This window comes from Pleomorphomonas sp. JP5 (genome assembly GCF_023721815.1).
In the GTDB taxonomy this organism is placed as follows: Bacteria; Pseudomonadota; Alphaproteobacteria; order Rhizobiales; family Pleomorphomonadaceae; genus Pleomorphomonas.
Genome location: NZ_JAMDLI010000008.1, coordinates 637694 through 662949, shown reverse-complemented (window position 1 = coordinate 662949; position 25256 = coordinate 637694). Strand labels below are relative to the sequence as shown.

Annotated in this window: 19 protein-coding genes; 5 read left to right on the top strand and 14 right to left on the bottom strand. The window is 62.9% G+C overall.

Features of this window, described 5'->3' with window-relative positions:
- Window positions 1-18: 18 nt before the first annotated feature.
- Together M4J40_RS14370 and M4J40_RS14365 are read right to left on the bottom strand one after the other, a co-directional pair.
- Window positions 19-192, bottom strand: coding sequence for a hypothetical protein (locus M4J40_RS14370; RefSeq protein WP_251754853.1), 174 nt, complete (start codon window positions 190-192; stop codon window positions 19-21).
- A 53-nt stretch (window positions 193-245) separates the two neighbouring features.
- Complete coding sequence (locus tag M4J40_RS14365; protein WP_251754850.1) at window positions 246-1259, bottom strand: LysR family transcriptional regulator; 1014 nt, start codon at window positions 1257-1259, stop codon at window positions 246-248.
- A 293-nt stretch (window positions 1260-1552) separates the two neighbouring features.
- Between M4J40_RS14365 and M4J40_RS14360 the strand changes: the two genes are divergently transcribed.
- On the top strand, window positions 1553-2593 hold the full coding sequence (locus tag M4J40_RS14360) for a GNAT family N-acetyltransferase (protein ID WP_251754849.1): 1041 nt from the start codon (window positions 1553-1555) through the stop codon (window positions 2591-2593).
- Window positions 2590-2829: a hypothetical protein gene (locus M4J40_RS14355; protein WP_251754847.1), complete on the top strand. Its 240-nt coding sequence runs from the start codon at window positions 2590-2592 to the stop codon at window positions 2827-2829. Before M4J40_RS14360 ends, M4J40_RS14355 begins: the two co-directional genes overlap by 4 nt.
- A gap of 15 nt (window positions 2830-2844) precedes the next feature.
- On the opposite strand, the gene M4J40_RS14350 is transcribed toward M4J40_RS14355, so the two are convergent.
- The 3 genes from M4J40_RS14350 to M4J40_RS14340 form a co-directional block, all read right to left on the bottom strand.
- Window positions 2845-3276, bottom strand: coding sequence for a helix-turn-helix domain-containing protein (locus tag M4J40_RS14350; protein WP_251754846.1), 432 nt, complete (start codon window positions 3274-3276; stop codon window positions 2845-2847).
- 323 nt (window positions 3277-3599) lie between these two features.
- Window positions 3600-4874 (bottom strand): glycoside hydrolase family 130 protein, encoded by a 1275-nt coding sequence (locus tag M4J40_RS14345; RefSeq protein ID WP_251754844.1) that lies wholly within the window; start codon window positions 4872-4874, stop codon window positions 3600-3602.
- Window positions 4871-7159, bottom strand: coding sequence for a glycosyltransferase family 4 protein (locus M4J40_RS14340; protein ID WP_251754843.1), 2289 nt, complete (start codon window positions 7157-7159; stop codon window positions 4871-4873). Before M4J40_RS14340 ends, M4J40_RS14345 begins: the two co-directional genes overlap by 4 nt.
- A 762-nt stretch (window positions 7160-7921) precedes the next feature.
- Between M4J40_RS14340 and M4J40_RS14335 the strand changes: the two genes are divergently transcribed.
- Window positions 7922-10309 carry a methyl-accepting chemotaxis protein gene (locus M4J40_RS14335; RefSeq protein WP_251754842.1) on the top strand — a complete coding sequence of 796 codons (2388 nt, stop codon included), beginning with the start codon at window positions 7922-7924 and terminating at the stop codon, window positions 10307-10309.
- 231 nt (window positions 10310-10540) lie between these two features.
- Here the strand turns inward: M4J40_RS14335 and M4J40_RS14330 are convergent, their stop codons facing one another.
- From M4J40_RS14330 to iolG, 6 genes are all read right to left on the bottom strand, one after another.
- Window positions 10541-12085, bottom strand: a complete 1545-nt coding sequence (locus M4J40_RS14330; RefSeq protein WP_251754841.1) for a CoA-acylating methylmalonate-semialdehyde dehydrogenase — start codon at window positions 12083-12085, stop codon at window positions 10541-10543.
- An 81-nt stretch (window positions 12086-12166) separates the two neighbouring features.
- Entirely contained in the window at window positions 12167-12994 is an 828-nt protein-coding gene (gene iolB, locus M4J40_RS14325) for a 5-deoxy-glucuronate isomerase (RefSeq protein ID WP_251754839.1), read from the bottom strand.
- 25 nt (window positions 12995-13019) lie between these two features.
- Window positions 13020-14873, bottom strand: coding sequence for a 3D-(3,5/4)-trihydroxycyclohexane-1,2-dione acylhydrolase (decyclizing) (iolD, locus tag M4J40_RS14320; protein ID WP_251754838.1), 1854 nt, complete (start codon window positions 14871-14873; stop codon window positions 13020-13022).
- 72 nt (window positions 14874-14945) lie between these two features.
- Entirely contained in the window at window positions 14946-16877 is a 1932-nt protein-coding gene (gene iolC, locus M4J40_RS14315; RefSeq protein ID WP_251754836.1) for a 5-dehydro-2-deoxygluconokinase, read from the bottom strand.
- A 155-nt stretch (window positions 16878-17032) separates the two neighbouring features.
- Window positions 17033-17896, bottom strand: coding sequence for a MurR/RpiR family transcriptional regulator (locus M4J40_RS14310; RefSeq protein ID WP_251754835.1), 864 nt, complete (start codon window positions 17894-17896; stop codon window positions 17033-17035).
- A gap of 138 nt (window positions 17897-18034) precedes the next feature.
- Window positions 18035-19030, bottom strand: a complete 996-nt coding sequence (gene iolG / locus M4J40_RS14305; RefSeq protein WP_251754834.1) for an inositol 2-dehydrogenase — start codon at window positions 19028-19030, stop codon at window positions 18035-18037.
- A gap of 573 nt (window positions 19031-19603) precedes the next feature.
- Here iolG and M4J40_RS14300 point away from each other — a divergent pair.
- Both M4J40_RS14300 and iolE read left to right on the top strand, forming a co-directional pair.
- Window positions 19604-20497 carry a MurR/RpiR family transcriptional regulator gene (locus tag M4J40_RS14300; protein WP_251754833.1) on the top strand — a complete coding sequence of 298 codons (894 nt, stop codon included), beginning with the start codon at window positions 19604-19606 and terminating at the stop codon, window positions 20495-20497.
- A 282-nt stretch (window positions 20498-20779) separates the two neighbouring features.
- On the top strand, window positions 20780-21661 hold the full coding sequence (gene iolE / locus M4J40_RS14295; RefSeq protein WP_251754831.1) for a myo-inosose-2 dehydratase: 882 nt from the start codon (window positions 20780-20782) through the stop codon (window positions 21659-21661).
- A gap of 189 nt (window positions 21662-21850) precedes the next feature.
- Here iolE and M4J40_RS14290 read toward each other — a convergent pair whose 3' ends face one another.
- From M4J40_RS14290 to M4J40_RS14280, 3 genes are all read right to left on the bottom strand, one after another.
- On the bottom strand, window positions 21851-22855 hold the full coding sequence (locus tag M4J40_RS14290; RefSeq protein ID WP_251754830.1) for a Gfo/Idh/MocA family oxidoreductase: 1005 nt from the start codon (window positions 22853-22855) through the stop codon (window positions 21851-21853).
- Between the two features lie 273 nt (window positions 22856-23128).
- The gene (locus M4J40_RS14285) at window positions 23129-24094 is read right to left on the bottom strand and encodes a sugar ABC transporter substrate-binding protein (RefSeq protein ID WP_251754828.1); all 966 of its coding nucleotides are present in this window, start codon (window positions 24092-24094) and stop codon (window positions 23129-23131) included.
- A 142-nt stretch (window positions 24095-24236) separates the two neighbouring features.
- Complete coding sequence (locus M4J40_RS14280) at window positions 24237-25250, bottom strand: ABC transporter permease (protein ID WP_251754826.1); 1014 nt, start codon at window positions 25248-25250, stop codon at window positions 24237-24239.
- Window positions 25251-25256: the final 6 nt, after the last annotated feature.

The window sequence follows — 25256 nt, the reverse complement described above, 5'->3', positions numbered from 1 at the left end:
CTAACAAGCCATGCAGGATCAGGAACGATCGGTCAGATCGCGTTCCTGTTCCTGCCGGGCTTCGGCCAGTTGTTTCCGAAGCTCTTCGTCGGCGGACGTGAGGAGCATGACAAGCACGGAAGCTTCAAGGGCTTTTGCCGCCTCGATGAGGCGCGGCAGTTCGTGGCGGAGTGTCAAAGCCTTTTCATCCATCGCCCTCTCCGAAGGTGACCAGAGGCGACGCCGCACCGCCCCAGCAACTGACATTACAACTTATGCTCGTCTCTAAAGCCTGAAAAGAGGGTGCCAAGTCCATGCTTTGTCGCCAGGCGATCGATTTCGTCCGGAGAAAGATAGTCTTCTCCGAACCAAGGATATCTTTCCTGATCGAAGGATGCCTTGATCCAGTCTATGGCCTGCCTCATATGGCGAAACTCTACGACACCAGGATGATAGCAAAGCCAGATGTCCCGCTTCAGCGTGAACTCGCGGGCGACATGATGCAACTTGTGGGTCACGAGCCGGGCATAGGTCGGAAGAGCTGTTACGCCGGCTCCGTGCGTCGCGGCCAGTACCTGGGCCGACGCCGTGTTGACCCGCAAGGCGACAAAGCTGCGGCTATCGTCTTCCGGCAGCTCTTCCTTGAGCGCAGCGCTCTGGATCTGCGGGGCGCTGATCTCGATGAAGCGGTGGCGGGGAATGTCCTGCGAGGTTTCGATGATGCCGTTGCGGGAAATATAGTCGCCTGAGGCGAATAGGACGATGTGAAGCCAGCCGAGGCGGACAACCTTAAGTTCCTCGTCCGCCGGTCGCTCGAGCTGGACCGCAATGTCCACTTCGAGCCCGGATACATCGGGCATGCGCATTTCATTGCGGAAGTCGACTTGGATACCCGGAGCGCGATCGAACAGATCGACCAGGCGAGGAACCAGCCAGAAGGCACCGAGTCCCTCGGTGGCACCCACTCGCACCGTTGCCCGCAGGCCACGCTTCGAGCGTGACGACAGGCGGGCAAGCGCGCGCGCCTGTTCCAGCATGGCTTGAGCGGTCTCCTCGACCTTTCTCCCTTCGTCGGTGAGCTCGACCCCCTTGGCTGATCGAGTCAGCAGTACGGCGTTGATCTTGTGTTCGAGCGCTTCGATCCGCCGACGCAATGCATTGACCGACACGCCGCTTTCCTGGGACGCCGCCCGGAAGCTGGAAAGTCGCGCAACCAGCAGGAACACGCGAACATCGTCCCAGTTGATGTCCAGCCCTCCTGCCTCGTCACCGTGTTCCATCTACCTCATCACCCCGCATCAAAATCGGATGCACGGAACAGCATCCGAGTTGGCTACGTTTAAGTTCAGATTGAAATGGGCTTTGATCATTCAGGACGAGGGGAACGATGAATTCTCACGCTCGAAACTACGAACAAACACCCAACTTCTATCCGTCTCGTCACATTGATCGTATCGATTACTCGAAATATGGCCGGAACATTTCTGTCTTCAGCCCATCGAGCGAAATTATTGCAGATCTGATGAGAAAAGCGACCCCTGAAATTCAGGGAGTGGCCAGCCTCGAGACGGTTATGCGCATCTACACGCGCAATCCCGACACCATCCTGGCCATCGGACGCGGTCAGTGGCGCGAAAAGGCAGGCAATGGGGCTCTTGGCTTTGTATGCCTCCTGCCGCTGAACCAGGATGGTCTGGATGCTCTGTTCGATGGTCGCATGGACACCGGCGCTCCCGCCGATCGATTCATCGCTCGCCAGTGGGAAAAGCCGGTCGCCATCTATTTTTGGGGCATCTACATCTCACCAGCGATCGCCGGTGGCATCTCGCTCGTCATGGAGCGCCTGACGTCGGACAAGTTCCGTGGTTTGCCGGTGTTCTGCAAGGCCGCCAACGACAAGGCGCGGCGCCTGTTCGAGAGCATTGGCTTCACGATGGGCGCCCGGCATGGCGACGTCTATGCCCCTGGCATCATGACCTGCCGCCGCCTCTCCGAGGCAGAGCGACAGGGTGAGTTCGATTTGCCGAGTGCCCCCTACGATACGTGGCGCCCTGGCGTGGCCGGTCGGCGCAATGCAATCGGCATTACCGTCGTTCACGATGTCAACCAGCTCCTGATGGTCCATTCGATCCGGGCGGCCACCTATCTGGCCGAGCAGTCCATCCCCTTTGCCGAGGATGTCGACGGCAACGACCTCACTGCGACGCACCTGCTGGGGTTCGTCGGCGACGAGCCCGCCGGTTGCCTGCGTATCCGCTATTTTGCCGGTTTCGTGAAACTCGAACGACTGGCCGTTCTGCCCCGCTTCCGCAAGAGCCGCCTGGCCTTGAAGCTGGTGAGGGCCGGTATCGAGCTCTGCCGCACCAAGGGATATACGCGCTTCTATGGCCAGACCGCGGCGAACGTCGCGCCCATCTGGCAGCATTTCGGTTTCGTCCTGCGCGAGGGTACGGGCATCAACTACCTGACCGACGAAACCTACTACGAGGCCGACCTTGTGGTTCCACCAGCCGAGGACGTGCTGTCGCCGGAGTCCGGCGCCACCGTGCTTATCCGGCCGGAAGGGCAATGGAATCGGCCCGGCATCCTGGAAGGAATAACGGGTGACCAATGAGTGCTAAAATCGACGATCCCATGGCGGGCGACCAAGTCTACGCCGGCGACGTTCATCGTCCGATGAACATCCGGGCGATGATGACGATGATCGACTACCTGATGCCGCAGGCGCGGGAAGTCAGTGTGTCCGCCGCTCTTCTTCTCGGTCTCGCCAACTCAGAGCTATCAGGTCTTCTGGCCCTTCAGACTGACCCCGACGTCGTCGATCTCGACGAACATCGACGTCGCCATTGAAGCTGTCGAAGCCGTTCAGCTGTCCTGGCCGGTGCGCGACATGGAGACGACAAGGTCGAGCAGGTGCCGACGAACCGTCGGGTCGTTGATGCCGAGGAAGGCGTTGTTGAGCTTGATGCCTTCCGAACTCTTCACGAACTCATCGAACTCGTCGGGCGCCGTAACGACCACCGCGCTCGACTCATTCGCCTTCAAGGCGTCATAAGCCGCAGTCTCGAAGAAGTAGCCGATCGGAACGCCAAGATAGTTGGCGATTTCCAGAAGACGTCCGGCGCCCACGCGGGTGGCGCCTTTTTCGTATTTCTGAACCTGCTGGAATGTGACGCCGAGCGCTTGGCCAAGCTTTTCCTGCGATACGCCCAGAATCATGCGCCGCATGCGGATGCGAGCTCCAACGTGTACGTCGGCCGGATTCGGGATCTTCTTCTTGGCGGTGTTAGGCTCCATTCACGGACTCCCTACCAGCATCCGCGGCGCAGGGCTGGATTTCACTCACACGTTTGCCATTGCCGCACGACGCTCGCCAGGGCGCGGCTGTTCTTCGATATTCTTTTTACTTGGAATGTGGGCGAGTGCAAATGCGCGCAAACGCGACTTGGCCGCGCGGTTAGCGTAGTCTTCGAGGGCTTGTCGGATTTCGCGTAGCCGTTGCGGCAAACGCAGGCTTCCTTGAGGTGACTTTCGCCCGACGGATCGTCAAACGCGAAAGGAATGCGCCCGAAAGAGGCGCACTCCTTTTCCCGCCGAAGCGGCTATGGCGCTGGCGCCCCTCAGTCGAGAGAGGCGAGCAGTTCCTCGATCCCCACGCTGGCAAAACCCACCGCGCTGTCGGCGATGCCATAGGGAACGAACAGTCTGCCGGCATGCGCCATGGCGCCGCATGTATAGACGACGTTGGGCACGTAGCCTTCTCTTTCGGCGTCTGACGGCGAAAGCAACGGTACGCGCGAACGCCCGAGCATACGCGTCGGGTCTTCCTTGTCGAGAAGCATGGCGCCGATCGCGTATTTTCGCATCGGGCCGACGCCGTGGGTCAGTACCAGCCATCCCTCGTCAAGCTCGATGGGGGAGCCGCAGTTTCCGATCTGAAGAAGCTCCCAGGGGTGAAGCGGGCCGGCAATCCGTTCGCCTTCGCCCCAGTCGAAAAGGTTGTTCGAGCGGATCAGAAACAGGTTCTCGTTATCCTGCCGACCCAGCATCGTGTAGCTGTCGCCGATCTTGCGCGGGAAGAGCGCCATGCCCTTGTTTCGGGCGGCCGGTCCGGACAGGGGCTTCAGCTCGAAGCGCCTGAAGTCGCGGGTGATAAGGAACTCCGAGGCGATCGCCTGACCGCTGAACGCGGTGTAGGTGCCGTACCAGAGCGGTCCATCGTCCGGATCCATGAAGTGAACGAGCCGAAGATCCTCCAGACCGTTTCGTTGTGCCGAGGTGACCGGCAACAACACGGTCTCGTCGAGTGGCCCGTCACCTTCGCGGACCGCCCAAACCCTTCCGTCCTCGCCGATCTCCGGGCGGGAAGCGACTGCGAACGGACTGTCCTCGGTGAGCCGCAGATCGCCCTGGTCGGACAGAACGCCCTCGCGGAAGGTGATGGAGGAGATATGCCCCTCGCCAACCGCCCGCAGCGACAACAGGAAGCGCACCTCGCCCGGTGCCAGGGCGGACTGATCTGGATGCCGTACGACGCTTGGGTTCATCAGGGCCGCTGCCTCGAACGAGTACTCGTGGCAGAAGTAGGCTCCGATCAGCAGCCGCTCGGCTTCGCGCAGCGGTTCCAGAATACCCAGATGGGCGGCCATCCCTTCGTAGCGCTCCTCGAAGAAATGCCGCACCTCTCGATGTCGGGTCTCGAAATCCGCCATCACGAGCGACAGCTCCGCCTGAACGGTCCGGTTGTCCATCGCCAGGACCGTCTCGACGATCCGCCGCGCCCGCGCCTGCGAGGCGGGATTCAGCCCACGGGGCTCCCCAGCCAGCTGGAAGTTGCGAATGACCACCCGGCTGGCGTCGGGATACAGACGCTGAGGCAGCAATTGCAGCGTCATTGGCCAGCCCTCGCGACCACCCGTTCCGAACGGCCATGCGCGAGTCGTTGCAACTGCCTTATCGAGCGAACCGAGAACTGGAAGGCGAGGATGGACTCGGCTCCCTGGTTGAGGTTGACGCGGTCGACCTGAAGACCATCGTAACAGCCGCCGTTTGGCGTCGCGAGCCTGAGGCCCAGGTCGTTGCGGCCATTGAACCAGTCGAAAGCCGCTTCGGCATAGCGTTGCCAGCGGTCGTCGCCGGTTGCGTCGAACGCCGCCGTTGACGCCTCGATCATCGCCCATGCGTCAACCGGCTGCTGATCGAAGGGCAGGGGACGGCTGTAGAGCCGGCCAAAGCTCTCTGTGCCGACGGGGCGGAAGTGACCGTCGGTATCGGTCTGCAGGTCCGCCAGCCAATCGAGCGCGGCGATGCCATCCCGGATCATGTCGTCGTTGTGCAGCCATTGACCGGCACGTATCAGCGCTTCCGGCAGTCTGGCGTTGTCGTAAGCCAGCACCGGCTCGAACCATAACCAGTCGGGTCGGCGTTGTTCGCGCAGCAGGGCATGCAGCTGGGCGGCGAACCTGTCGAGCAGTTGGCGTGCGGGCCTGTGGCCGGGGTAGACCGCCAGCCAGCTGATAAGCCCCAGTGTTGTGAAGGCGGTGGCGCGCGGACTGGAGAGATCGGCGCTGGCCGGGATCACGCGGTCGGCGAGGCCCGTGGCCCAGAGTTTCAGCCCGTGATCGTCCGTGCTCGCCACCACACGGCCGAGCGACCACACGGCTCGGCCATGACTGTCTTCCGATCCGATGTCCTCCAGCCAGTTGCGCTGGTAGCCCATGAAGTTGCGGAAAGCGGAACGATCCTCGTCCCACGCCGAATCCACGAAGGCGGCGCAGGTATCGGCAATGCGAGTGGCTCGCTCCGTCTCGATGCCTTCCGCTTTCAGCTCGACCGCCAGCATCATCGCGCGAGCGTTGTCGTCGAGGCAATAGCCGTGTCGGCGATCGGGGATGGTCGAGCGGCTGTGCTGCAGCATGCCACAGCCGTCCGTCATCCGGTCGACGGCGGCGAGTGTCGAAACGAGCGGAGCCCGTCGACCAATCCTGAGGTTGCTGACGGGCGCCGGCGCCCGCCCGCCGGAACGGGCTTCGGAGAGCAGGTCGAGATAGGCACGGCCAACCACCGGCCATATCATGCTGCGTCCGGCGTCATAGGCAAAGGCTCGCAAGCGGTCTCGGCGACCGTTGTCAGTCAGCAGATCGCCAATGGTCGAGGCCAGGGCCTTCGGGTCGCCGAACGGTACCAGCGCGCCGACGTCATCGGCCAGCAGCTCGCGAGCATGCCAGTAAGGCGTGGAAACAACGGCTTTGCCAAGGCCTACGGCGTAAGACAGTGTGCCGGAAGTGATCTGTGCCTCATTGAGATATGGCGTCACGTAGATGTCGGCCGCCGAAAGCCAGTCCTTCAAGACGGGGGCGTCGACGTATTCGTTGACGAACATCAGGTGATCGGTCACGCCGAGCGCGTCCGCCTGGGCTTGGAGCTTCTCGCGGTACGCTTCGCCTTCGCGGGCGACAAGGTGCGGATGCGTGGCGCCAAGCACCACGTAAACGAGATCTGGGTGCGCCCGAGCTAGGTCGGGAAGGGCATCGATCATGTTCTCGATGCCCTTGTTGGGCGACAGGAGGCCAAAGGTCAAAGCCACCTTGCGGCCATCGAGGCCGAAGTTGTGTTTCTGGAACGCCGGATCGAGGAAGGGAACGTCGGGAATGCCGTGCGGAATGACGGCGATCTTCTCCTCCGGGAAGTTCCAGTCGCGGGTGAGAATGGTGCGCCCCATCTCCGTCATAACCACCAGCCGGACCGAGTGCTCGGCAAGTTGCTCCATCACGCGCTTCTGGTCGGCTGTCGGGTCGACCAGCACGGTATGAAGCGTCGTCACGATCGGAGCGCGCAGGCGTTCGGTCAGCTTGAGGAGATATTCGCCCGCCTCACCGCCGAAAATGCCGAACTCGTGCTGGATCGACACCGCATCGGGATTGAGAGCGTTGATGTGGTCGGCCGCGGCAGCATAGTCATCCGCCTCGTGCTGGCTGATCTCGTAACCAACGGCCGGAGGATAGGCATGGTTCTGCCCTTCGTCGGTCAAGGCGACCGTACTGATCTTCAGGTCGCCGTCGGTCGTGGCCAGCGCCTCGCGCAGATCGGCGGTGAACGTGGCTATGCCGCATTTGCGCGGCGGAAAATTCCCGATCAGGGCAATATGACTGACAGGCGGAGTGAGATTGTCGCGATTCATCGGCAGGTCTCCCGAGTTCGGAAATTCATCCACGGACTGATGCGGATCGGCTTGGAAACGTTGAGGAGAACTGAGCTAAGGCCGAACTCCATTTTACTTCGTCGTGGTCGGCGTCGGCTCGTTGCCTCAGACAGACAATGTTAGTTAACGATGTGTAAGTCTTTGTAATCAATCGAAGACGCGTAATAATCCTTTTCAAGATGGGGAGGATTGGTAGACGTTTCAAGTGCCCAGGAATTGAGCGGCAAGGCACTTAGCGTACTGGTGTCATGTTGGTGGCCCGCAATCCGCGATTATACGTCAAAACGCAGGTCGGCACTATTCGGTTCCAGTCAAAGACAACTTTTCAAAGCTTTTGCATGCACTGCCGACAGGTCGGCCTTTCGAGGGGCGGACAGCGGGCGGTGCCTGACTCGCTATTGCCGATGATAGCCCCAAGGAACTTCACTACGCGAAATAAACGGCTCGGGGGCCAAGGAAACCTGCCTTTCTCATCTCCATAAGTGGTCTCCTGTGCTCCCAGCGGTCGTCGAATGCGAAAAAACTCGCAAAAACTAACGATTGCGAAACCGTCGATATCTAGAGTGCGAAAATGAAATATATGTGCCCTATGAAATTGTTTTCGATATAAATATTCCCCAACAAGAACGGACTGTCGTATGGCGATGACCGCCGGAGGAGGGCAGACCTTGCGGGGAAGCGAGGGGGCGGTGCCGGTTCGGGCGCGCAGGTGCACGGCCGGCCGAAATGGGAGGAAGAATCATGAAGCGTGCAGAAGCGCTCGCCAGGCAGTCCGTCAGCCGAAAGATCGCTGCGAGCCTGATGCTGCTGGCCATTATGGCGGCTGTCGTTGGCGCCGCTGGCGCGTTTGGGCTCGGCCGTCTGGGGCTTGCCATAGACTTGACCTCGCGGTCGTCCGTAGCCGTTGCCGAGGTGGGCAACGCGGTTGACGCCGTCAATCGATTCATCGTCACGCGAGATCCTGAAGCGACGACGAATGCGAGCGGCCTTCTGGATAGGGTGAGCGCCGATGTCGACAGTCTTGGCGCGGCGGATGATCCGGCGCTGAAGTCGGCAAGCGCGGCGATCGGCGCCTTCCGTCAGTCGATCGATTCACTTGTCAAGGCATCGGCGGATACCGCCACCGCCTGGAGCAACGCCGACAAGTCCGTCTCCGCCCTCAGATGGGTCGCTCACAAGCTCCAGACGGATGCGAAGATGAAATCGCAGGAAATGGAGCAACTTGCCGCGGCCGAGCAGGCAAAAGTGCGAGAGGCTTCTGAGTTCCTGGCGCTGGCCTATCAGGGACAGGTTTTGGCCGTCAGGGCGCGGACGTCGCTGGTCCGCTTCGTGTCGAGCCGCAACACTGCCGATGTTTCCGCCGCGAAGGAGGCAATCGATCAGGCCAAGGCTGCCATCGCCAGCATCTATAACTATGCCAGTTCGGACGCCATTGGCGACCAGATGCGTCTGGCATCGAAGTCGATCAACGAGCTCGCCAAGATCATGGCTTCGATGTCGAGGGCGACCGACCCTACCGAGATCGAAGGACTGCGGCTTCAGGCCGACTCCGGCATCGACACCTTCGTCAAGGGAACCGAAGCCGTCGTCGCGGCCGCTCGCGACCTTGGCAAGGCAGCGGAGGCTGCGGCCCAGCAGGCCAGCGAGGACCGGACCAAGGCGAATACCACCTTCGACCAGGGGATCTCCCTCAGCTATACCGCCGACAGCCTCACAATCCAGACGGCCGGCTACAAGCTTGAACCGACCGCCGAGAACGAAGCCAGCGTCCAGTCCATGCTGGCCACGGCTGTCGAGACGGGCAAGGCCGTCGCCGCCAGCGGACTCGCCGACCCCTCCGCCGACATCGAGAGCTTCGGAACAGCCTTCGCCGATCTTGTTGCCGGTACCAAGGCGTTCGCCGCCGCCCGCGAGGCATCGGTGCAGAACGCCGCTGCCGCGGTCGCGGCCATCCGCTCGGTCAGCGACCAGCATGCCGCTTCGGCGGCGGAGAGCCGCACATCCTCCTACGCTCTGATGGCCGTGATCACTGCGGCCACGTTGTTGCTCGCCCTTGTGGTGAGTATCGGCATGTCGAGGCTCGTGTCGCGGCCGATCGTTTCGTTGACCCAGGCCATGGCGCGCCTCGCCAGGGGCGACACAGACGTCGATCTCGGCAACAACAACCGTCGGGATGAGATCGGCGACATGTTGCGAGCGGTTCAGGTGTTCAGGGACAATGCCATCGAACGCCATCGCCTGGCCTCGGAAGCAGAGATCGAGCAGCTGAAGCGAAGCGCTCGGCAGGAGGAAATCGAGAGCCTTATCCAGGGCTTCCGGCAGGAGGTCGCCACCATGCTCACCTCCGTTTCCGGCAACGCCGACCAGATGGAGGAGACGGCGCATGCGCTTGCCTCCATCGCCGAACAGGCGAGTTCCCGTGCCACCAGCGCCGCCGATGCGTCCGGTGACGCGTCGGTCGGCGTTCAGACCGTGGCTGCGGCGGCCGAAGAGCTGTCCGCCTCCATCGCCGAGATCGCGCGCCAGACGGAGAATGCTACCCAGGTGGCTCGCCGCGCCTCGGAGGAGGCGAAGCGTACCGACACGACCATCGGCAGTCTGGCCGAGGCGGCGGAGCGGATCGGCAATGTGGTGACGCTGATCAAGGCGATCGCCGAGCAGACCAATCTTCTTGCCCTCAACGCCACCATCGAGGCTGCGCGCGCCGGCGAAGCGGGCAAGGGATTTGCGGTCGTCGCATCCGAGGTCAAGAACCTTGCCGGACAGACTGCCAACGCCACCGAGGAGATCGCAACCCAGATCGCAGCCATCCAGGTGTCCACCGCTGAGGCGGTGACGGCCATCCGCTCGATTTCCGACATCATGGTCGACGTCGATCGGACCACCATGATCATCTCAAGCGCCGTCACCCAGCAGGGGACGGCCACATCCGAGATCTCGAGCAATGCCCAAAGGGCAGCGGAGGGAACTCGTGCGGTGACCGAGGAGACCCAAGCCTTGACCCGGGTGGTGGGGGAGACGTCGCAATCCGCGGCGGCGGTTTCGGCCGCTTCCAACGACATGAACGAACAGGCGGGCCGCCTCAGGGATGCGATCGAGGGCTTCATAAACCGCGTCATGGCCGCATAGACGAAGGGCGGCGGACTGGCAGGAAACCGCTGCCGGTCGCGCTGCCGATACCCGATGAAGGCCGAAAGCCGCCCCTGTCGGGCGGCTTTCGCATTTAGATGGCCTTCGATTCGAACCGAACAGATCGGGGCAGGCAAGAAAAAAGGCCGGCCCCGGGGAAGGGCCGGCCTGCGCCGGAGGAGAGGCGCCAGAAGGGCGAGGCGGTTGGAGGGGGCCGCCTCGCCTCGTTTATCAGCTGCGGGTCAGTGTGCCGTCCCAGGTGCTGACCGCCTTCTTGGCGTCTTCCTCGGAGAACCAGACGGAGGTAACCGACTTGGTCTCGGTGAAGAAGGCGACGCCATCCTTGCCGAGCGTATGCAGGTCGCCGAAGAACGACTGCTTGTGGCCCGAGAAGGGGAAGATGGAGAAGGGCACGGGGATGCCGACGTTGATGCCGACCATGCCGCCGTCCGTCCGCCTGGCAAATTCGCGGGCGTGGCGACCCGACGTCGTGTAGATGCAAGAACCGTTGGCGAAGCGGTTGGCGTTCATGATCGCCAGGCCTTCCTCGAAGTCCTTGACGCGCTTGATCGACGTCACCGGTCCGAAAATCTCTTCCTCGCCGACGTAGGAGCCGGGCTTGACGCGGTCGAGGATGGTCGGGCCGACGAAATAGCCGCCTTCGTAGCCGGGCACCTTGACACCGCGACCGTCGAGCACCAGCGTCGCGCCCTCATCGATACCGCGCTGGATCGCGTTCTCGATCGACTCCTTCTGTCCCTGGGAGATGACCGGGCCGAGCTGCGATCCGGCGACATAGGCCGGACCGAGCTTGAGCTCCTGGGCCAGCTTCTTGAACAGCGCCACGAACTCGTCGGCGATGCTTTCCTGTACGCAAACGACCGGCAGGGCCATGCAGCGCTGGCCGGCGCAGCCGTAGGTCGAGTTGATGATGCCGCGCACGGTGCGTTCAAGCACGCAGTCCTCGAGGACGAGGGCGTGGTTCTTGGCCTCCGTCAGGGCCTGGACGCGCTTTCCGTTGGCGGCAGCCGTCTTGTAGATGTGCAGCCCCACCGAGGTCGAGCCGACGAAGGCGACACCCTTGACGGCCGGGTTGACGAGAAGGCTGTCGGCCTCGACACGCGAGCAGGTCACGAGGTTGACGACGCCCTTGGGCAGTCCCGCCTCGATCAGCAGTTCGAGCATGCGGCTCGCCGTCTGCGGCACCATTGAGGCGGCCTTCAGAACCACGGTGTTGCCGGTGGTGATCGCAAACGGGATCATCCAGCCCATGGGGATCATGGCAGGGAAGTTATAGGGCGCGATGGCGGCAAACACGCCAAGCGGCTCACGGAAGGAGACGGTGTCGTAGCCGTGTGACACGTTCATGCAGGTGTCGCCCTGCATCAGGTAATGCGTCGAGCAGGCGCACTCGACCACTTCGATCGCCTTGAGAACGTCGCCCTTGGCTTCCGACAGGACCTTGCCGTTCTCGGTGGCCAGCAGTTCGGTCAGTTCGTCGAGATGGGCGTCCAGCAACTGCTTGAAGCGGAACATCAGCTGGATGCGCGTCGGGATCGGCGTGTCGCGCCAGGCCGGGAAGGCGCGGGCCGCGGCCTCGACGGCGGAATCCACTTCCTCCTGGGTGCAGCAAGGCGCTTCGGCAATCTGCTTGCCGGTCGAAGGATCCATCACCGGCATGTACTTGCTGGTCTTCGACTCCCGCCACTCGTTGTCGACGAGGTACCTGAGACGCTCGACCTTGCCGAACTGGTGCTTCAGGATTTCCATGTTCATGATCTTCTCCGTAGTGCTTGTCTCAGGATATCGGTCGCCTTGAAGCCGGTGCTTGGGCGACGGGAACTGTTGCCGATCCGCTCAGCGTGAAGCGGCCGGGGCGCCAAGCCCGGTGAACAGCCACTCGTGCGCCGGTTCGTTGTGGAACTTCCAGATACGCTTCGGGCCGGCCATGACGTTGAGGTAGTAGTTGTCGTAGCCGTGGATCGTCGCCACCGGGTGGTAGCCCTTCGGCACCATCACGACGTCGCCGTCCTCAAGCAGCACCACCTCGTCGAGGCTGCGGTCGTCGGTATAGACGCGCTGGAAGCCGTAGCCCTGCGGTGGGTTGAAGCGGTGATAGTAGGTTTCCTCAAGATGGCTCTCGGCTGGAACGTCGTCCTGGTCGTGCTTGTGGGGTGGATAGCTGGAGGTATTGCCGCCCGGCGTGATCACCTCGACCACGAGAAGCGAGTGGGCGGACCCATCGTTCTCCGGCATGATGTTGGTGACGAGCCGGGTGTTGGAGCCCTTGCCGCGCGTGATCTGCTGGTGCGTACCAGGCGGGATCAGCTTCGCCGGGAAGCCGGGCGCGCCGGGCGCCGAGCAAACGGCAACTTCGGCGTCCGTGGTGGCCGTCAGCTCGTATCGCCCGTCGACCGGCACGTAAGCTGCCCAGGGCGCACCATCGAACGGGTTCATCCGCTCGCCGATCTCGCCCAAGTCCTTGCCATCAATGGCAAGGCGGACCTTGCCCGACAGCAATACCAGGCAAACTTCGCGCTGCCCCGTCTCGGCCGCCAGGCTTTGGCCGGCGGTCAGGCGGTTGAGGGCGAAGCCGACGTAGGTCCAGCCGGCGCTTTCGGGGGTGACCTCGCTGACCAGACCATGGGTGGCCTTGGGCCGGACCCGGAGATGAGAGTTGGACATGGCTTTCTCCTTCTCAGCAGCGGCGTCAGTCGAAGATGCGCTGGAGGCGCTTGGCGGCTTCATAGGCCTCGCGCGCGCCGGCAACCTGCTTGCGCGGCGACGTCTCCGGCACGGCTACGTCCCACCAGTGTCCGCCGGCATCGGTGGTGATCAGCGGATCGGTATCGATCACGATCACCGTCGAGCGGTCGGCTGTCTTGGCCTTAGCCAGTTCCGTCTCCAGTTCGGAAATCGACGACACCTTGACGGCGATGGCCCCCATGCTTTCGGCATGAGCGCGGAAGTCGATGTCCGGCTGGGCCTGCATGGCACAGTCCTGCCAGAGGTTGTTGAAGTTGGCGCCACCGGTGGCCATCTGCAGCCGGTTGATGCAGCCGAAGCCGTGGTTGTCGAGCAGGACGACCGTCAGCTTCTGTCCGAGGCTGACCGAGGTGGCGAGCTCGGAGTTCATCATCATGTAGGAGCCGTCGCCGACCATGACGACCACTTCCTTGTCGGGGTTGGCCATCTTGACGCCGATGCCGCCGGCAATCTCGTAGCCCATGCAGGAGAAGCCGTATTCCAGGTGGTAGCTGCCTGGGACCGACGGCACCCATAGCTTGTCGAGCTCGCCGGGCAGACCGCCTGCGGCGCACACGACAACCGTATCGGGTCCGCCGAGCGTCCGCGCCACGGCGCCGATCACCTGTGCGTCGGACGGTTTCTCGACATTGGTCGACGCTAGCGCCTTTTCGGCCTCTTCGAGCCATTTGGCCTTTTCAACGGAGGCGCGTTCTGCAACGCGCGGCGCCTTCCATGCGCCGAGGCCTTGCGACAACAGCCCGAGGCCGACCTTGGCATCCGCCACCAGCGGCGCGGCGTTGTGCTTGGTGGTGTCGTAGCTGGCGACGTTGAGGGCGACGATCTTGAGTTCACCGCTCTTGAACAGCGCCCAGGAACCGGTCGTGAAATCCTGGAAACGCGTACCGATGGCCAGAACCAGGTCGGCGTCGGCGGCCAGCGCATTGGCGGCCGAGGTGCCGGTGACGCCGACGGCGCCAAGGGCCAGCGGATGCGTCTCGTCGATCGACGACTTGCCGGCCTGCGTCACGGCGACGGGAATGTGATGCTTCTCGGCGAAGGCGACCAGCTCGGCGGACGCCTCGGAATAGAGTACGCCGCCGCCGGCGATGATCATCGGGTTCTTCGCCGCCTTGAGGAGGCCTATGGCGGTGGCGAGCTCGTTCTCGTCGGGCCGGATGCGACGCGGGGTCCAAACCTTCTCCTCGAACAGACTTTCGGGCCAGTCATAGGCTTCGGCCTGAACGTCCTGGCACATGGAGAGCGTCACCGGACCGCATTCGGCCGGATCGGTCAAGACATGCATGGTCCGCTGCAAGGCGAGGATCAACTGCTCGGGCCGCTGGATGCGGTCGAAGTATCGCGACACGGTTCGGAAGCAGTCGTTGGCCGAAACGGTGCCGTCCTGGAAGTCCTCGACCTGCTGAAGCACCGGATCGGGGCGGCGGTTGGCGAACACATCGCCCGGCAGCAGCAGAAGGGGCAGGCGATTGACGTGGGCCACGGCCGCGGCCGTGATCATGTTGAGCGCGCCGGGGCCGATCGACGTGGTGCAGGCCATGAACCGGCGGCGGAAGGTCGCCTTGGCGAAGGCGGTTGCCGCAAGCGCCATCGCCTGCTCGTTGTGGGCGCGAAGCGTCGGGAACGTTTCGCGCACCTGATAAAGCGCCTCGCCGAGCCCGGCCACGTTGCCATGCCCGAAGATCGCCCAGCAGCCGGCGAAGATCGGCAGCTTCTCACCGTCGATGATGGTTTTCTGGTTGACGAGGAAACGCACCGTCGCCTGCGCCACCGTCAATCGCACTGTCTTGCCTGCCATGTCTGCCTCCCGAAGTGGCGCCGTCGTCGTTGCGGTCGGCCCCTTCTTGCTTTTCTGTCAATCCGATGCCGATCAAGCCACCTGCGGGGCGCCCAGCGACAGCCAGACATCCACCAGGGCGCCGAACTTCTCCGCCATATCGGCGATGGCCGCCTCGTCGTCGATCTCTCCATCGAGCCAGCGCTTGGCCGCATCGGCGAAGATGGTACGGCCAACGGCGAAGCCCTTGACGCAGGGGGCCGTCTTGGCGGCCGCGAAGCCCTGCTTCAGCGTTTCGATCGGTGCCTCCAGTCCCAGGAGTACCACGCCGCGGCAATAGGGGTCATTGCTCTTGATCACGGCGTCGATCGCCAGCCACGCCTTCTCCGAAGCCTGGGGTTCCAGCTTCCACCAGTCCGGCTTGAGGCCGGCGGCGTAGAGCTCCGTCAAGGCCTTGGCCACCGTGTCGTCTCCAAGCGGACCAGCCTTGGAGGCGATGATCTCGACCAGGATCTCACGACCGACCTTGCGCGCCGCCTCGAAGGCGGTGAGGAGTTTGGCGGTCTGCTCGGCCTTGAGCTCGGCCGGATCGTCGGGGTGATAGAAGCACAGCACCTTGATGCAATGTTCAAGCGGCCACTCGATCAGCCGGCTGCCAAGATCCTGACTGAACTCGAACTTCAGCGGCCGCGAGCCTGGCAGCTCGATCGGCTTGGCAACCCAGAGCCCCTTGCCGGCCCCGGCTGCGAACAGCGCCTTGTGCCCATACTTGTCGTCCAGCAGCATACCGAAGCCGGGGCGCCCGGCAGCGACCCGTCGCGCCGCCTTCACGGCTAGCACCTTGAAGTCGGGGACGCGCTTCAGTGTCGCCGCATCCTGCGCCAGGTCTTCGACCTGGCTGCGATGGTCGAGGGCAAGCGCCATCAGCGTCGGATAGTCGCCCCGCCGGGTCGTTGCCCAATGGATGTGGTTGAGGGACGGGTCCTTGCGGAGCGCCCGTTCGCTGCTGCCGTTGGCGAGGAAGGAACTCAGCTCCTCCCATGTCGGGTACTCCGGCGAGCAGAGAAGGCGCGATACGGCGAAGGCGCCGCAGGCATTGGCCCAGGTGGCGCAGGTGGCGAGCGTCTCGCCCTTGAGCCAGCCCCTCAGAAAGCCGGACATGAAGGCATCGCCCGCCCCGAGCACGTTGAACACCTCGATCGGGAAGCCCTTGCCGACGATGCCGGCCTCAAGGTCGTCGGAGATCGGACCATCGTAGACGATGCATCCCATGGCGCCGCGCTTCAGCACAATGGTGGCGGTGGTGTTGATCGAGCGGATCAGCTTCAGCGACGCCAGCACGCTGTCGGCGCCGGTGGCGATCATGATCTCCTCTTCGGTGCCGACGATCAGGTCGCAATCGGCAAGCACCGTGCGCAGGAGGCCGGAGACGCGATCGGACTTGACGTAGCGCTCGAAGCCGGCGTCGTGACCGGCGAGCCCCCAGAGGTTCGGCCGATAGTCGATGTCTATTACCACCTTGGCGCCGTGTTTCTTGGCAAGCGCGATCGCCTTGCGTTGGGCAGCTTCGGAGTGCGGACGCGAGAAGTGAGTGCCGGTGACGACGATCGAACGGCTTCTGGCGATCAGGGCCTCGTCGACGTCGTCCTCGCAAAGAGCCATGTCGGCGCAGTCGGAGCGATAGAAGATCATCGGCGACACGCCTTCGTCCTCCACCGCCAGAAGTACCAGCGCGGTCAGACGGTCCTTGTCGACGACGATGCCAGAGGTCTCCACCGTTTCACGGTCGAGCTGTTCGAGGATGAAACGTCCCATCTGCTCGTTGCCGACTCGCGTCACCAGCGCCGACCTCAGGCCGAGGCGGGCGGTTCCGACGGAAATGTTGGCGGGGCATCCGCCGACCGACTTCGCGAAACTGCCGATGTCCTCAAGGCGAGTGCCGATCTGCTGGCCGTAGAGGTCGACCGAGGCTCGGCCGATCGCAATGAGGTCGAGTGTCTTGGCCGCGCTGGGGGTGTCTGTCATTTTTTCCTCGCAGGGCTTTTCGTCGTTACGCCGTCTCGTACTCTTGGAATAAGAATATACGTTCCGACATGAAACGTCGATGAAATTATTGTTCTACTACCAACGTAGTATCCCGGAAGGGTGTGCCGTCGTCGCTACAAGCATGCGCCTTGTCGTCAACTCCACTGTTTTCTCTCGGCAACCGCCACGCATAGCGCCAGCGCGAGCACCATGGAGGCCGATAGCGGTCGAAAGCCGCCGTAGTCCGCCTCGACAACTTCGAACCAAACGTTCGAAATCGCAGCGATGGGCGAGAACGGCGAATCCGTCAGCGAGACCAGCGGAACGCCTCGCTCCCGGAGGGCTCTGGCCTGCGTGACGGTTTCCGACGCGTAAGGTGAAAAGCTGACGGCGAGCGCGGCATCCTTCGGACTGGCAAATTGCAGCAGATCGCTGTCGATGCCCATTGGCGAGCTTGCCAGTTCGCAGCGCAGCCCAAGCTTGCCGAAGGAATAGGCCATGTAGCTGACGATCGGAAACGAGCGCCGACGCGCCAGGAGATAGATGGTCTCGCCCTCGGAAAGGACGGATGCCGCCGCCGAAAACACCTCATGGCTGACGGATTGGAATGCGCCTTCCATCGACCGACGGCCTGCCGCGAAGAAGCCTTCCAGCGTCTTGCCGGCTTCATCATTCGGATCGACGCCGTGGTTCAGCGACTGAAGGCGTTCCTCATACTCCGAACTGCGCTCGCGCATACGGTCGCGGAACAGCCGCTGCATTTCAACGAAGCCGTCGAAGCCGAAGTGCTGGGCGAAGCGAATGATTGCAGATGGAGGAACGCCGACGTGTTTCGCAATTGAAGAGACCGTCCCGAAGGCGACCTCGTCGGGCCGCTCGAGGGCGAAGGCGGCAATTTGAAGAAGGCGCTTGGGCAGGGACTTCTGCCGTCGAACGATTTCTTCCTTCAGTGGCTGGTAGCCGGTGAGCGCTGCCCGTACGGACAGGAGGCTGCCCGACTGGTCTGGAAGACTGGGCATGCGGGATCACTTTGCGGCGTGGCATTGCCATAGTGCGAGCTTGCCGTCCAAGCTCGGCTGAAGGCGTTGGCACAGCTGGTCGAACCGGGCCGAGGGGGAGAGGGTGGCGGCCGGCGACTGTTGCCGGCCGCCGTCGTTTCAGTAAGCGATGTCGACCTGCCGGCCTTCTTTCAGCGACTTCACCGCCGCGTCGGCCATGGCGAGTGCCTTGAGGCCGTCCTCGCCCGAGGGATGCATCGGCTTGCCGGCTTCGAGCGCCTTGATGAAGGCGGCGATCTCGTTGGCGTAAGCCTGCGTGTAGCGCGTCATGAAGAAGTCGAGGAGCGGCTCGCGAAGGTAGCCCTCGGCGTTCGCGACCTCGACGGTGGTGGCGCGAAGATTTTCGGCGTGCACCATGCCCTTCGAGCCATGCACCTCGATGCGCTGGTCGTAGCCGTAGGTGGCGCGGCGCGAGTTGGAGATCTGGGCGATCTTGCCGGACTTGGTGGTGAGAATGACCGAGCCGCTGTCGATGTCGCCAGCCTTGCCGATTTCCGGATCGACCAGGCTTGAGCCGACGGCGAACACCTTGACCGGATCCTCGCCGAGCAGGAAGGCCGCCATGTCGAAGTCGTGGATCGTCATGTCGCGGAACATGCCGCCCGAGCGCGCCACGTATGTCGCTGGCGGCGGGGAGGGATCGCGCGAGGTGATGGACACCATTTCCACCGCGCCGATCTGGCCGGCGTCGATGCGCGCCCGCGCTTCCATGAAGTTGGGATCGAAGCGCCGGTTGAACCCGATCATCAGCGCCGCTTTTTCCTTGGCGACCGTGTCGAGGCAGCGGCGCACGCGATCGACGTCGAGATCGATCGGCTTCTCACAGAAGATCGCCTTCTTTGCGCGGGCGGCCTGCTCGATCATGTCGGCATGCATGTCGGTCGGCGTCGTGATCAGCACGGCGTCGATATCCTTGGCGTTCATGATCTCGTCGATCGTGCGAACTTCGGCGCCCGACGACTTCGATATGAAGGCGGCCGCCTCCGGCAAGGCATCGGCCACGGCGACAAGCTTTGCCCCCGGGGTGGCGGCGACGGCGCCAGCGTGCACCTTGCCGATGCGCCCGGCGCCCAGCAATCCAAATCTCAGCGTCATGATAGAGCTCTCTCCCTCGACAGTTACCGTCGGGGCATCTCGTGTTCCCCGTCGGCTGATTGAATCTGCCCGCCGCGCCAAAAGGTGAGATAGGTCGCAATCCCTTTCGGATTGGCCGTAGCAAGCCTGTTCCAGCGTCCTCTTCGCCGAGTGTAGCGTTCTGTCTGTATTGGATTATATGGAACAGTCGTTTTTCGATATGGAATTTAAGTTCCATATCGTCTGCCCGTCAAGGGCTTCACTGCCCAATCGGCCCTTCGTTGGCATCAGGATCATTACCATTTGGTCGAATGCTCAGATCCGTGGGGGAGGTTGCAAGTGAGGTGACTTCAATGGACGAAGAAAGTATTATTGTTTAATTACAATGAATTAAGTCAATGTTGATACGGTTTGAGCATCCGGTTGACCAAGCGTCTAGCCACTAGGGATGAGCGGGCTTGTACCGTCGTGTGGTGTATCTCCCTGAAACGGCCGGTCGCTTCTTTGCCGATGCCAACGAAGGGGGGATGGGCTAACATCGGCTGGAACGGTGGAATACGGTTGAAACGTCCAATTCGATTGGGGTGAGTGGGGATGAGCGAAGACAACGAACCGATGGACTTCGAGGACGCCGATGGCGTCGGGGCGCCGCCTCAGGAGTTCCGCGCTTTGCGCGACGTTATTGTCGAGCGTCGTGACAAGCTGCCGCGTCGGCTGGCGCAGGTTGCTGCCTATGCCGTGGAGTCGCCCGACGAGATTGCTTTCGGCACGGTGGCGAGCATAGCCTCCGCCGCCAAGGTGCAGCCCTCGACTCTTGTGCGCTTTGCCAAGGCCATGGGATACAAGGGGTTCTCGGAGCTCCAGGTCGTGTTTCAGGAACGGTTGCGAGATCGTCCGACCAACTATGACGAGCGTCTCGATGCGTTCTCGACCCACTCGTCCGGTCGGCCTGTCACGGCGGCCATGCTGGATGGTTTCGGCAAGGCGGCGATCCGCTCGGTCGAGCGCGTCTGCGAACGGATAGATCCCGCCGTCATGGACAAGGCGGCCCGCATCCTGGCTGATGCCGAAACCATCTATCTGCTTGCCCAGCGTCGCTCCTATCCGATCACCTCATACATGGCCTATGCCTTCGGAAAGCTCGGCGTTCGTACCGTTCTCGTGGGGTCGCCGCTCGGGATCGATCGTGAAATCCTGAACTTTGCCGGCCCCCAAGACGCCGCCTTCGCCATCAGCTTCACCCCCTATGCGTCCGGTACGGTCGACCACATGCGGCAGGCTGCGTTGCAGGGTGTGCCTCTCGTCGTGATCACCGACAGCCCCTTCAGCCCGCTGGTGCCGGAGAACGGGGCCTGGTTCGAGATTGTGGAGGCCGACTTCGAGGGGTTCAGGTCGCTCGCGGCCACGTTGACCGTTGCGACAGCGCTGACGGTATCGGTAGCCGACCTTCGTCGAGGTCGAGAGAAACGGAATTTACATACCGAATGAAATGAAATAAGGAATATACAAATCAAAAATGGATTTGCCTTTGGGCTTGTTCGCTGACATGAGCGGATCGTCAGTTGATCCTCGGTTCATGGCCGATCCTGCCCCTAGTGCTGAAAGTTCGCTCTTGGAACGGAGTGAGAGTGGAATGCGTGTTCCAAGACGTCGCCGGCCGAAGAGGACGGCCTGTGCGTTATTCTGACGTCCAATCCGGACGAGGCGTTTGGCAAGCAACAGTCCGGTCGGCGACAGGCTCGAACCGGCGCGGCTACTGGGAGAGAAGACATGATTCGCATTGGGGCCAATCCCATCTGCTGGTCAAACGATGACCTGTGGGAAATCGGCGGTGACATCCCCCTCGAACAGTGCCTGACCGAGGCGCGCGAGGCCGGAATCGAGGGTATGGAAAAGGGGCACAAGCTGCCCGAGGACGGACCGGCGCTGAAGAAGCTCCTTGCCGACTATGGCATGGTCTTCGTCTCCGGCTGGTACTCCACCTTCCTGCTCGAACGCGATGCCGACGCAGAGTTTGCCGCGGCCCAGAACGAGCTGAAGTGGCGCAAGGAAGCGGGCGCCGAGGTGCTCATCGTCTGCGAGTGCACGCGGACCGTTCACGGTACCAAGTCGGCGCCGCTTTCGAGCCGCCCGGTACTCACCGACGCCGAATGGGCCGTCTTCCTGCCGCGCATGACCCGTTTCGCCGAGCTGGTTAAGGGCTATGGTCTGCAGGTGGTCTACCACCACCACATGGGCACGGTAGTCCAGACCCCGGAAGAGGTCGACCGGTTCATGGCCGGGACAGGCCCGGCGGTGAAGCTCCTCCTCGATACCGGCCACATGACCTGGGGCGGCGGCGACGCCGTTGCCATGGCGCGCAAATACGCCGATCGCATCGGCCACGTCCACACCAAGGATGTGCGTGAGCCGATTGCCAAGAAGGCGCTTGCCGAGGGCTGGTCCTTCCTCGATGCCGTTCTCGAGGGCGTCTATACGGTTCCCGGCGATGGGGCCATCGATTTCACTAGCGTATTCAAAGCGCTGCCGAACTATTCGGGCTGGGTCGTGCTTGAAGCCGAACAGGATCCGGAGAAGGCCAATCCCAAGAAGTACGTCAACATGGGCATCACCAACCTGAAGCGTTTCCTGGCGGAAGCCGGGCTTCGCTGACCCGCTATCCCAGCGCGGAACTGGCCCTCTGAAGCAGGTCTTCAGAGGGCCTTTTTGTTGATCCCCGGGGTGTTGCTTGATATCGCCGGTACGATGGAACGGCAGCCTATGGCATGGCCATGCAAAAGGCCCGGAGATGCTGTCTCCGGGGCGACTCGTGAAGGGCTGGTCTGTCTCCGCAGGCGGTGGTCAGCCCACGCGCAGCGCCTCGCGCATGGCGCAGGCGAGCCGCGTCGCCTCACGGGCGTCGGCGATGCTGCTAGGCGTGGGGCCGCCGGTCCGCACGGCTTCGACAAAGGCGCGCGCTTCGTGCAGGAAGGCATCGCCGAACCGTTCGAAGAAATCGACCTGGCCTTCGATCTGACGATTTCCGCCGACTTCCAGCGTGATTGGCCCGCGCGGCACATTGCGGCCTATGTCGAGGCCCCCGCGCGTTCCGGTAACGGCCATGGTCGCTTCGTAGCCGCGATGCGACGTCCGGGAGACGTGGAAGGTGGCGACTTGTCCACCCTTGAAGGTCACGGTGGCGAAGCCGTTGTCGACGTCGCCGCACTCGCCCAGTGCCGGATACATGACGCGGCTGCCGGCGGCGCTCACCGACGAAACTTCGGCCCCATCCAGCATCCAGCGGACAAGGTCGATGTCATGGATACAGCAGTCGAGGAAGATGCCGCCGGACGTCGGCGCGAAGCGGACGAAGAAGCCGTCGGGGTCGACGGGGTCTTCCGACCGACAACTGATGGAAAAGACGTCGCCGAGTTCTCCCTTGGAGATAATGCGTTTGGCCTCGGCATACGCGGGATCGAACCGGCGCATGAAGCCGATCATCACCAACTGGTCGGGGTGCTTTTCGGCAACGGCGACAACCCGGTCGCAGTCGGCGGTCTCCAGGGCGATCGGCTTCTCGCAGAAGACGTGCTTGCCCGCTTCGAGGCTGGCTATCGTCTGGTCGGCATGCAGCGACGTCGGAGTCACCAGCCAGACGGCGTCGAGCCCGGGATGGCCGAGAAGCTCGGTCAGGCCGGGGTAGGTCGAGACGCCGGGAAGCGTGGCCTCGGCCCAGGCTCGTTCTTCGGCGATCGGGCTTGCGGCTGCCACAAGAGAGGCGCCGGGAACGCGAAGGGCCAGGTTTTCGGCGTGGCGACGGCCTAGCCGGCCCAGACCCACAATGCCGATGCGGACGGAAGCGGACATGAGGACCTACCTCGAGATCTGCGCCCGGCCGGTCTTCGATATGCCGGCGCCGTCGGCGCAATGGTTTGTTGAAGTGAAAGAAAAACGATTCAGACTTGACGTCGACAAATGGGCCAGTCTGCTTGCGGCTCCGAAATGGCGAAGCCACAAAAGACCGGCCGTCCGCTTCCACGGGCGGCGCAGCCGGATCCGGCTGTCGGCTCGTGAAAGTGGCGAGGCAGCGGAACCGCCTCGCCCATATTTGCTCTCAACACTCTTTGGGAGCGGTCAGGATCACTTGATCGACGCGCGGAAGTCCAGGAGCTCCTGGGCGTTTTCCTTGGTGATCAAGGTGGCGCCGGAGTCGATGCGCTTGTCGACGGTCTTGCCGGCGATGATTTCCAGCGCCTTCTCGACGCCAAGGCGACCCATGTCATAGTTGCCCTGGGCGATGGAGCCGTAGAGGTCGCCGGCCAGCATGGCCTTGAGGTTGTCGGTGTTGGCGTCGACGCCGATGATCGGAACTTCCTTGCCGCTCTGCTTGAGGGCGCGCAGGGCGCCGAGCGCCTCTTCGTCGTTACCGGCGAACACGCCCGCGATATCGGGCGTCGACTGCAGCACGTTCTGCGTAACGGTGTAGGCTTTTTCGCGGTCCGAGTAGGCCGGCTGACGCGCGGCGATCTCGATACCGGCGGCTTCCAGCACTTCCTTGGCGCCATCGCAACGCTGGGTCATGCTCGGGTTGCCCGGCGCGCCATCGAGCAGCAGCACCTTGTCACCCTTCTTGAGTACCTTCAGAAGCGCTTCGCCACCCGCCTTGCCCGCGGCGATGTTGTCGGTGCCGATGAAGGACGCATAGTCGGTGAACTTCTCCGGCATGCCGGTGTCGACCAGCAGGACCGGGATGCCGGCCTTGCGGACCTTGGTGATGACGTTGACGGCGGTGTCGGGCTGCGACGGGGAGAAGATCAGGGCATCGGGCTTCTGGGCGAGAACGTCCTGAACCATGTTGATCTGCTGTTCGACGGCGTCTTCGGTCGGCGGGCCGAGCACGATGAGGTCGACGTTGTTCTTGTCGGCGGCAGCCTGGGCGCCCGCAGCAACGATCTTCCAGTACTGGCTCGACAGCGTCTTCAGGACGACGGCGATCTTCACCTTCTCGGCGGCGGCAGCAGGGGCGCTGAAGGTGGCGAGCGCCGGCAGCGTTGCGACGGCAAAGGCACCGGCCATCAGTGCGGTGACGAAACTTCTCCGGTTCATGTTCTCACTCCCATTAAGACTGGTCTGGTTCCGAGGCCTCGCGTCTCCTCTTGGCGAGGCCTCGTTACGTCCGGTCCGGCGTGGCGCGCGGACCCATGTCGCGGACGTAGGGCGGGTCGATCCTGGCGCTGGGCTTGCAGCCTCAGCGCCCGGACTTCATGACATTCTGTCGAAGGACGTCGACGGCCACGGCAACCACGATCACCGCGCCGATGGCGAAGGTCTGGAAGGCACTGTCGACGTTCAGAAGATTGAGGCCATTGCGCAGCACGGCGATCAGCAGCACGCCGATGATGGTGTTGGCGATCGAGCCGACGCCGCCGAAGAAGCTGGCGCCACCGATGATCACGGCGGCGATGGCATCGGTCTCGTAGTCGAGGCCGGCCAGCGGATAGACGGCGTTGACGCGTCCGGCCAGGACGAGGCCGGCGAGAGCGGCGGTCAGGCCCGAGATCGTATAGACGAGGTTCAGGATGCTGTTGACCTTGATGCCGGACAGTCGTGCCGCTTCCTTGTTGCCGCCGACGGCGTAGATGTAACGCCCGGTCGAGGTGCGGGTCAGGAAGAAGTACATGCCGACGTAGAGGATGGCGACCAGGATAAAGCTCACCGGCACCTGGCCGATCGAGTTGTTGCCGAGATACTGGATCTCGTCGGGGAACATGCTGATCGGGGCGGCGGCGGTGACGAACAGTGCGATGCCGCGCGCCATCTTCTGCATGCCGAGCGTCGAGATGAACGGGTGAGGCAGGCGCAGCTTGGTGAGCAGCAGGCCGTTGACGAGGCCGAGCAGAGCGCCGGAGCCGAGGCATACCAGTATCGACGCATAAGGACCCAGGCCCCAACGATCGGAAGCGATGCCCATCATCATGGCCGACAGCGCCAGCACCGAACCGACGCTCAGGTCGATACCCGCCGTCAGGATGGCGAGGAACATGCCGATCGACACGATGGCGCTGACCGCCGCCTGCGAGGCGACGTTCATCAGGTTGTCCATGGTCAGGAAGCGGGGCGAAAGCGCGGTCATGACGGCGCAGAGCAGGAGCAGGCTGAGCAGCACGCCGAGCTGGTAGAGTTTCTCGGTCATGGCGGCGCTCTTGCCGACGGCTTTCTCAGCCGGCAGCTTGCCGTTGTTGGTCAGGACGTCGTTGGACATCGAAAA

Excerpts from the sequence above, each read along its gene's own strand:
- M4J40_RS14370 (WP_251754853.1), bottom strand. The coding sequence starts at position 192 with ATGGATGAAAAGGCTTTGACACTCCGCCACGAACTGCCGCGCCTCATC.
- M4J40_RS14365 (WP_251754850.1), bottom strand. The coding sequence starts at position 1,259 with ATGGAACACGGTGACGAGGCAGGAGGGCTGGACATCAACTGGGACGAT.
- M4J40_RS14360 (WP_251754849.1), top strand. The coding sequence starts at position 1,553 with ATGCGCATCTACACGCGCAATCCCGACACCATCCTGGCCATCGGACGC.
- M4J40_RS14355 (WP_251754847.1), top strand. The coding sequence starts at position 2,590 with ATGAGTGCTAAAATCGACGATCCCATGGCGGGCGACCAAGTCTACGCC.
- M4J40_RS14350 (WP_251754846.1), bottom strand. The coding sequence starts at position 3,276 with ATGGAGCCTAACACCGCCAAGAAGAAGATCCCGAATCCGGCCGACGTA.
- M4J40_RS14345 (WP_251754844.1), bottom strand. The coding sequence starts at position 4,874 with ATGACGCTGCAATTGCTGCCTCAGCGTCTGTATCCCGACGCCAGCCGG.
- M4J40_RS14340 (WP_251754843.1), bottom strand. The coding sequence starts at position 7,159 with ATGAATCGCGACAATCTCACTCCGCCTGTCAGTCATATTGCCCTGATC.
- M4J40_RS14335 (WP_251754842.1), top strand. The coding sequence starts at position 7,922 with ATGAAGCGTGCAGAAGCGCTCGCCAGGCAGTCCGTCAGCCGAAAGATC.
- M4J40_RS14330 (WP_251754841.1), bottom strand. The coding sequence starts at position 12,085 with ATGAACATGGAAATCCTGAAGCACCAGTTCGGCAAGGTCGAGCGTCTC.
- iolB (WP_251754839.1), bottom strand. The coding sequence starts at position 12,994 with ATGTCCAACTCTCATCTCCGGGTCCGGCCCAAGGCCACCCATGGTCTG.
- iolD (WP_251754838.1), bottom strand. The coding sequence starts at position 14,873 with ATGGCAGGCAAGACAGTGCGATTGACGGTGGCGCAGGCGACGGTGCGT.
- iolC (WP_251754836.1), bottom strand. The coding sequence starts at position 16,877 with ATGACAGACACCCCCAGCGCGGCCAAGACACTCGACCTCATTGCGATC.
- M4J40_RS14310 (WP_251754835.1), bottom strand. The coding sequence starts at position 17,896 with ATGCCCAGTCTTCCAGACCAGTCGGGCAGCCTCCTGTCCGTACGGGCA.
- iolG (WP_251754834.1), bottom strand. The coding sequence starts at position 19,030 with ATGACGCTGAGATTTGGATTGCTGGGCGCCGGGCGCATCGGCAAGGTG.
- M4J40_RS14300 (WP_251754833.1), top strand. The coding sequence starts at position 19,604 with ATGAGCGAAGACAACGAACCGATGGACTTCGAGGACGCCGATGGCGTC.
- iolE (WP_251754831.1), top strand. The coding sequence starts at position 20,780 with ATGATTCGCATTGGGGCCAATCCCATCTGCTGGTCAAACGATGACCTG.
- M4J40_RS14290 (WP_251754830.1), bottom strand. The coding sequence starts at position 22,855 with ATGTCCGCTTCCGTCCGCATCGGCATTGTGGGTCTGGGCCGGCTAGGC.
- M4J40_RS14285 (WP_251754828.1), bottom strand. The coding sequence starts at position 24,094 with ATGAACCGGAGAAGTTTCGTCACCGCACTGATGGCCGGTGCCTTTGCC.
- M4J40_RS14280 (WP_251754826.1), bottom strand. The coding sequence starts at position 25,250 with ATGTCCAACGACGTCCTGACCAACAACGGCAAGCTGCCGGCTGAGAAA.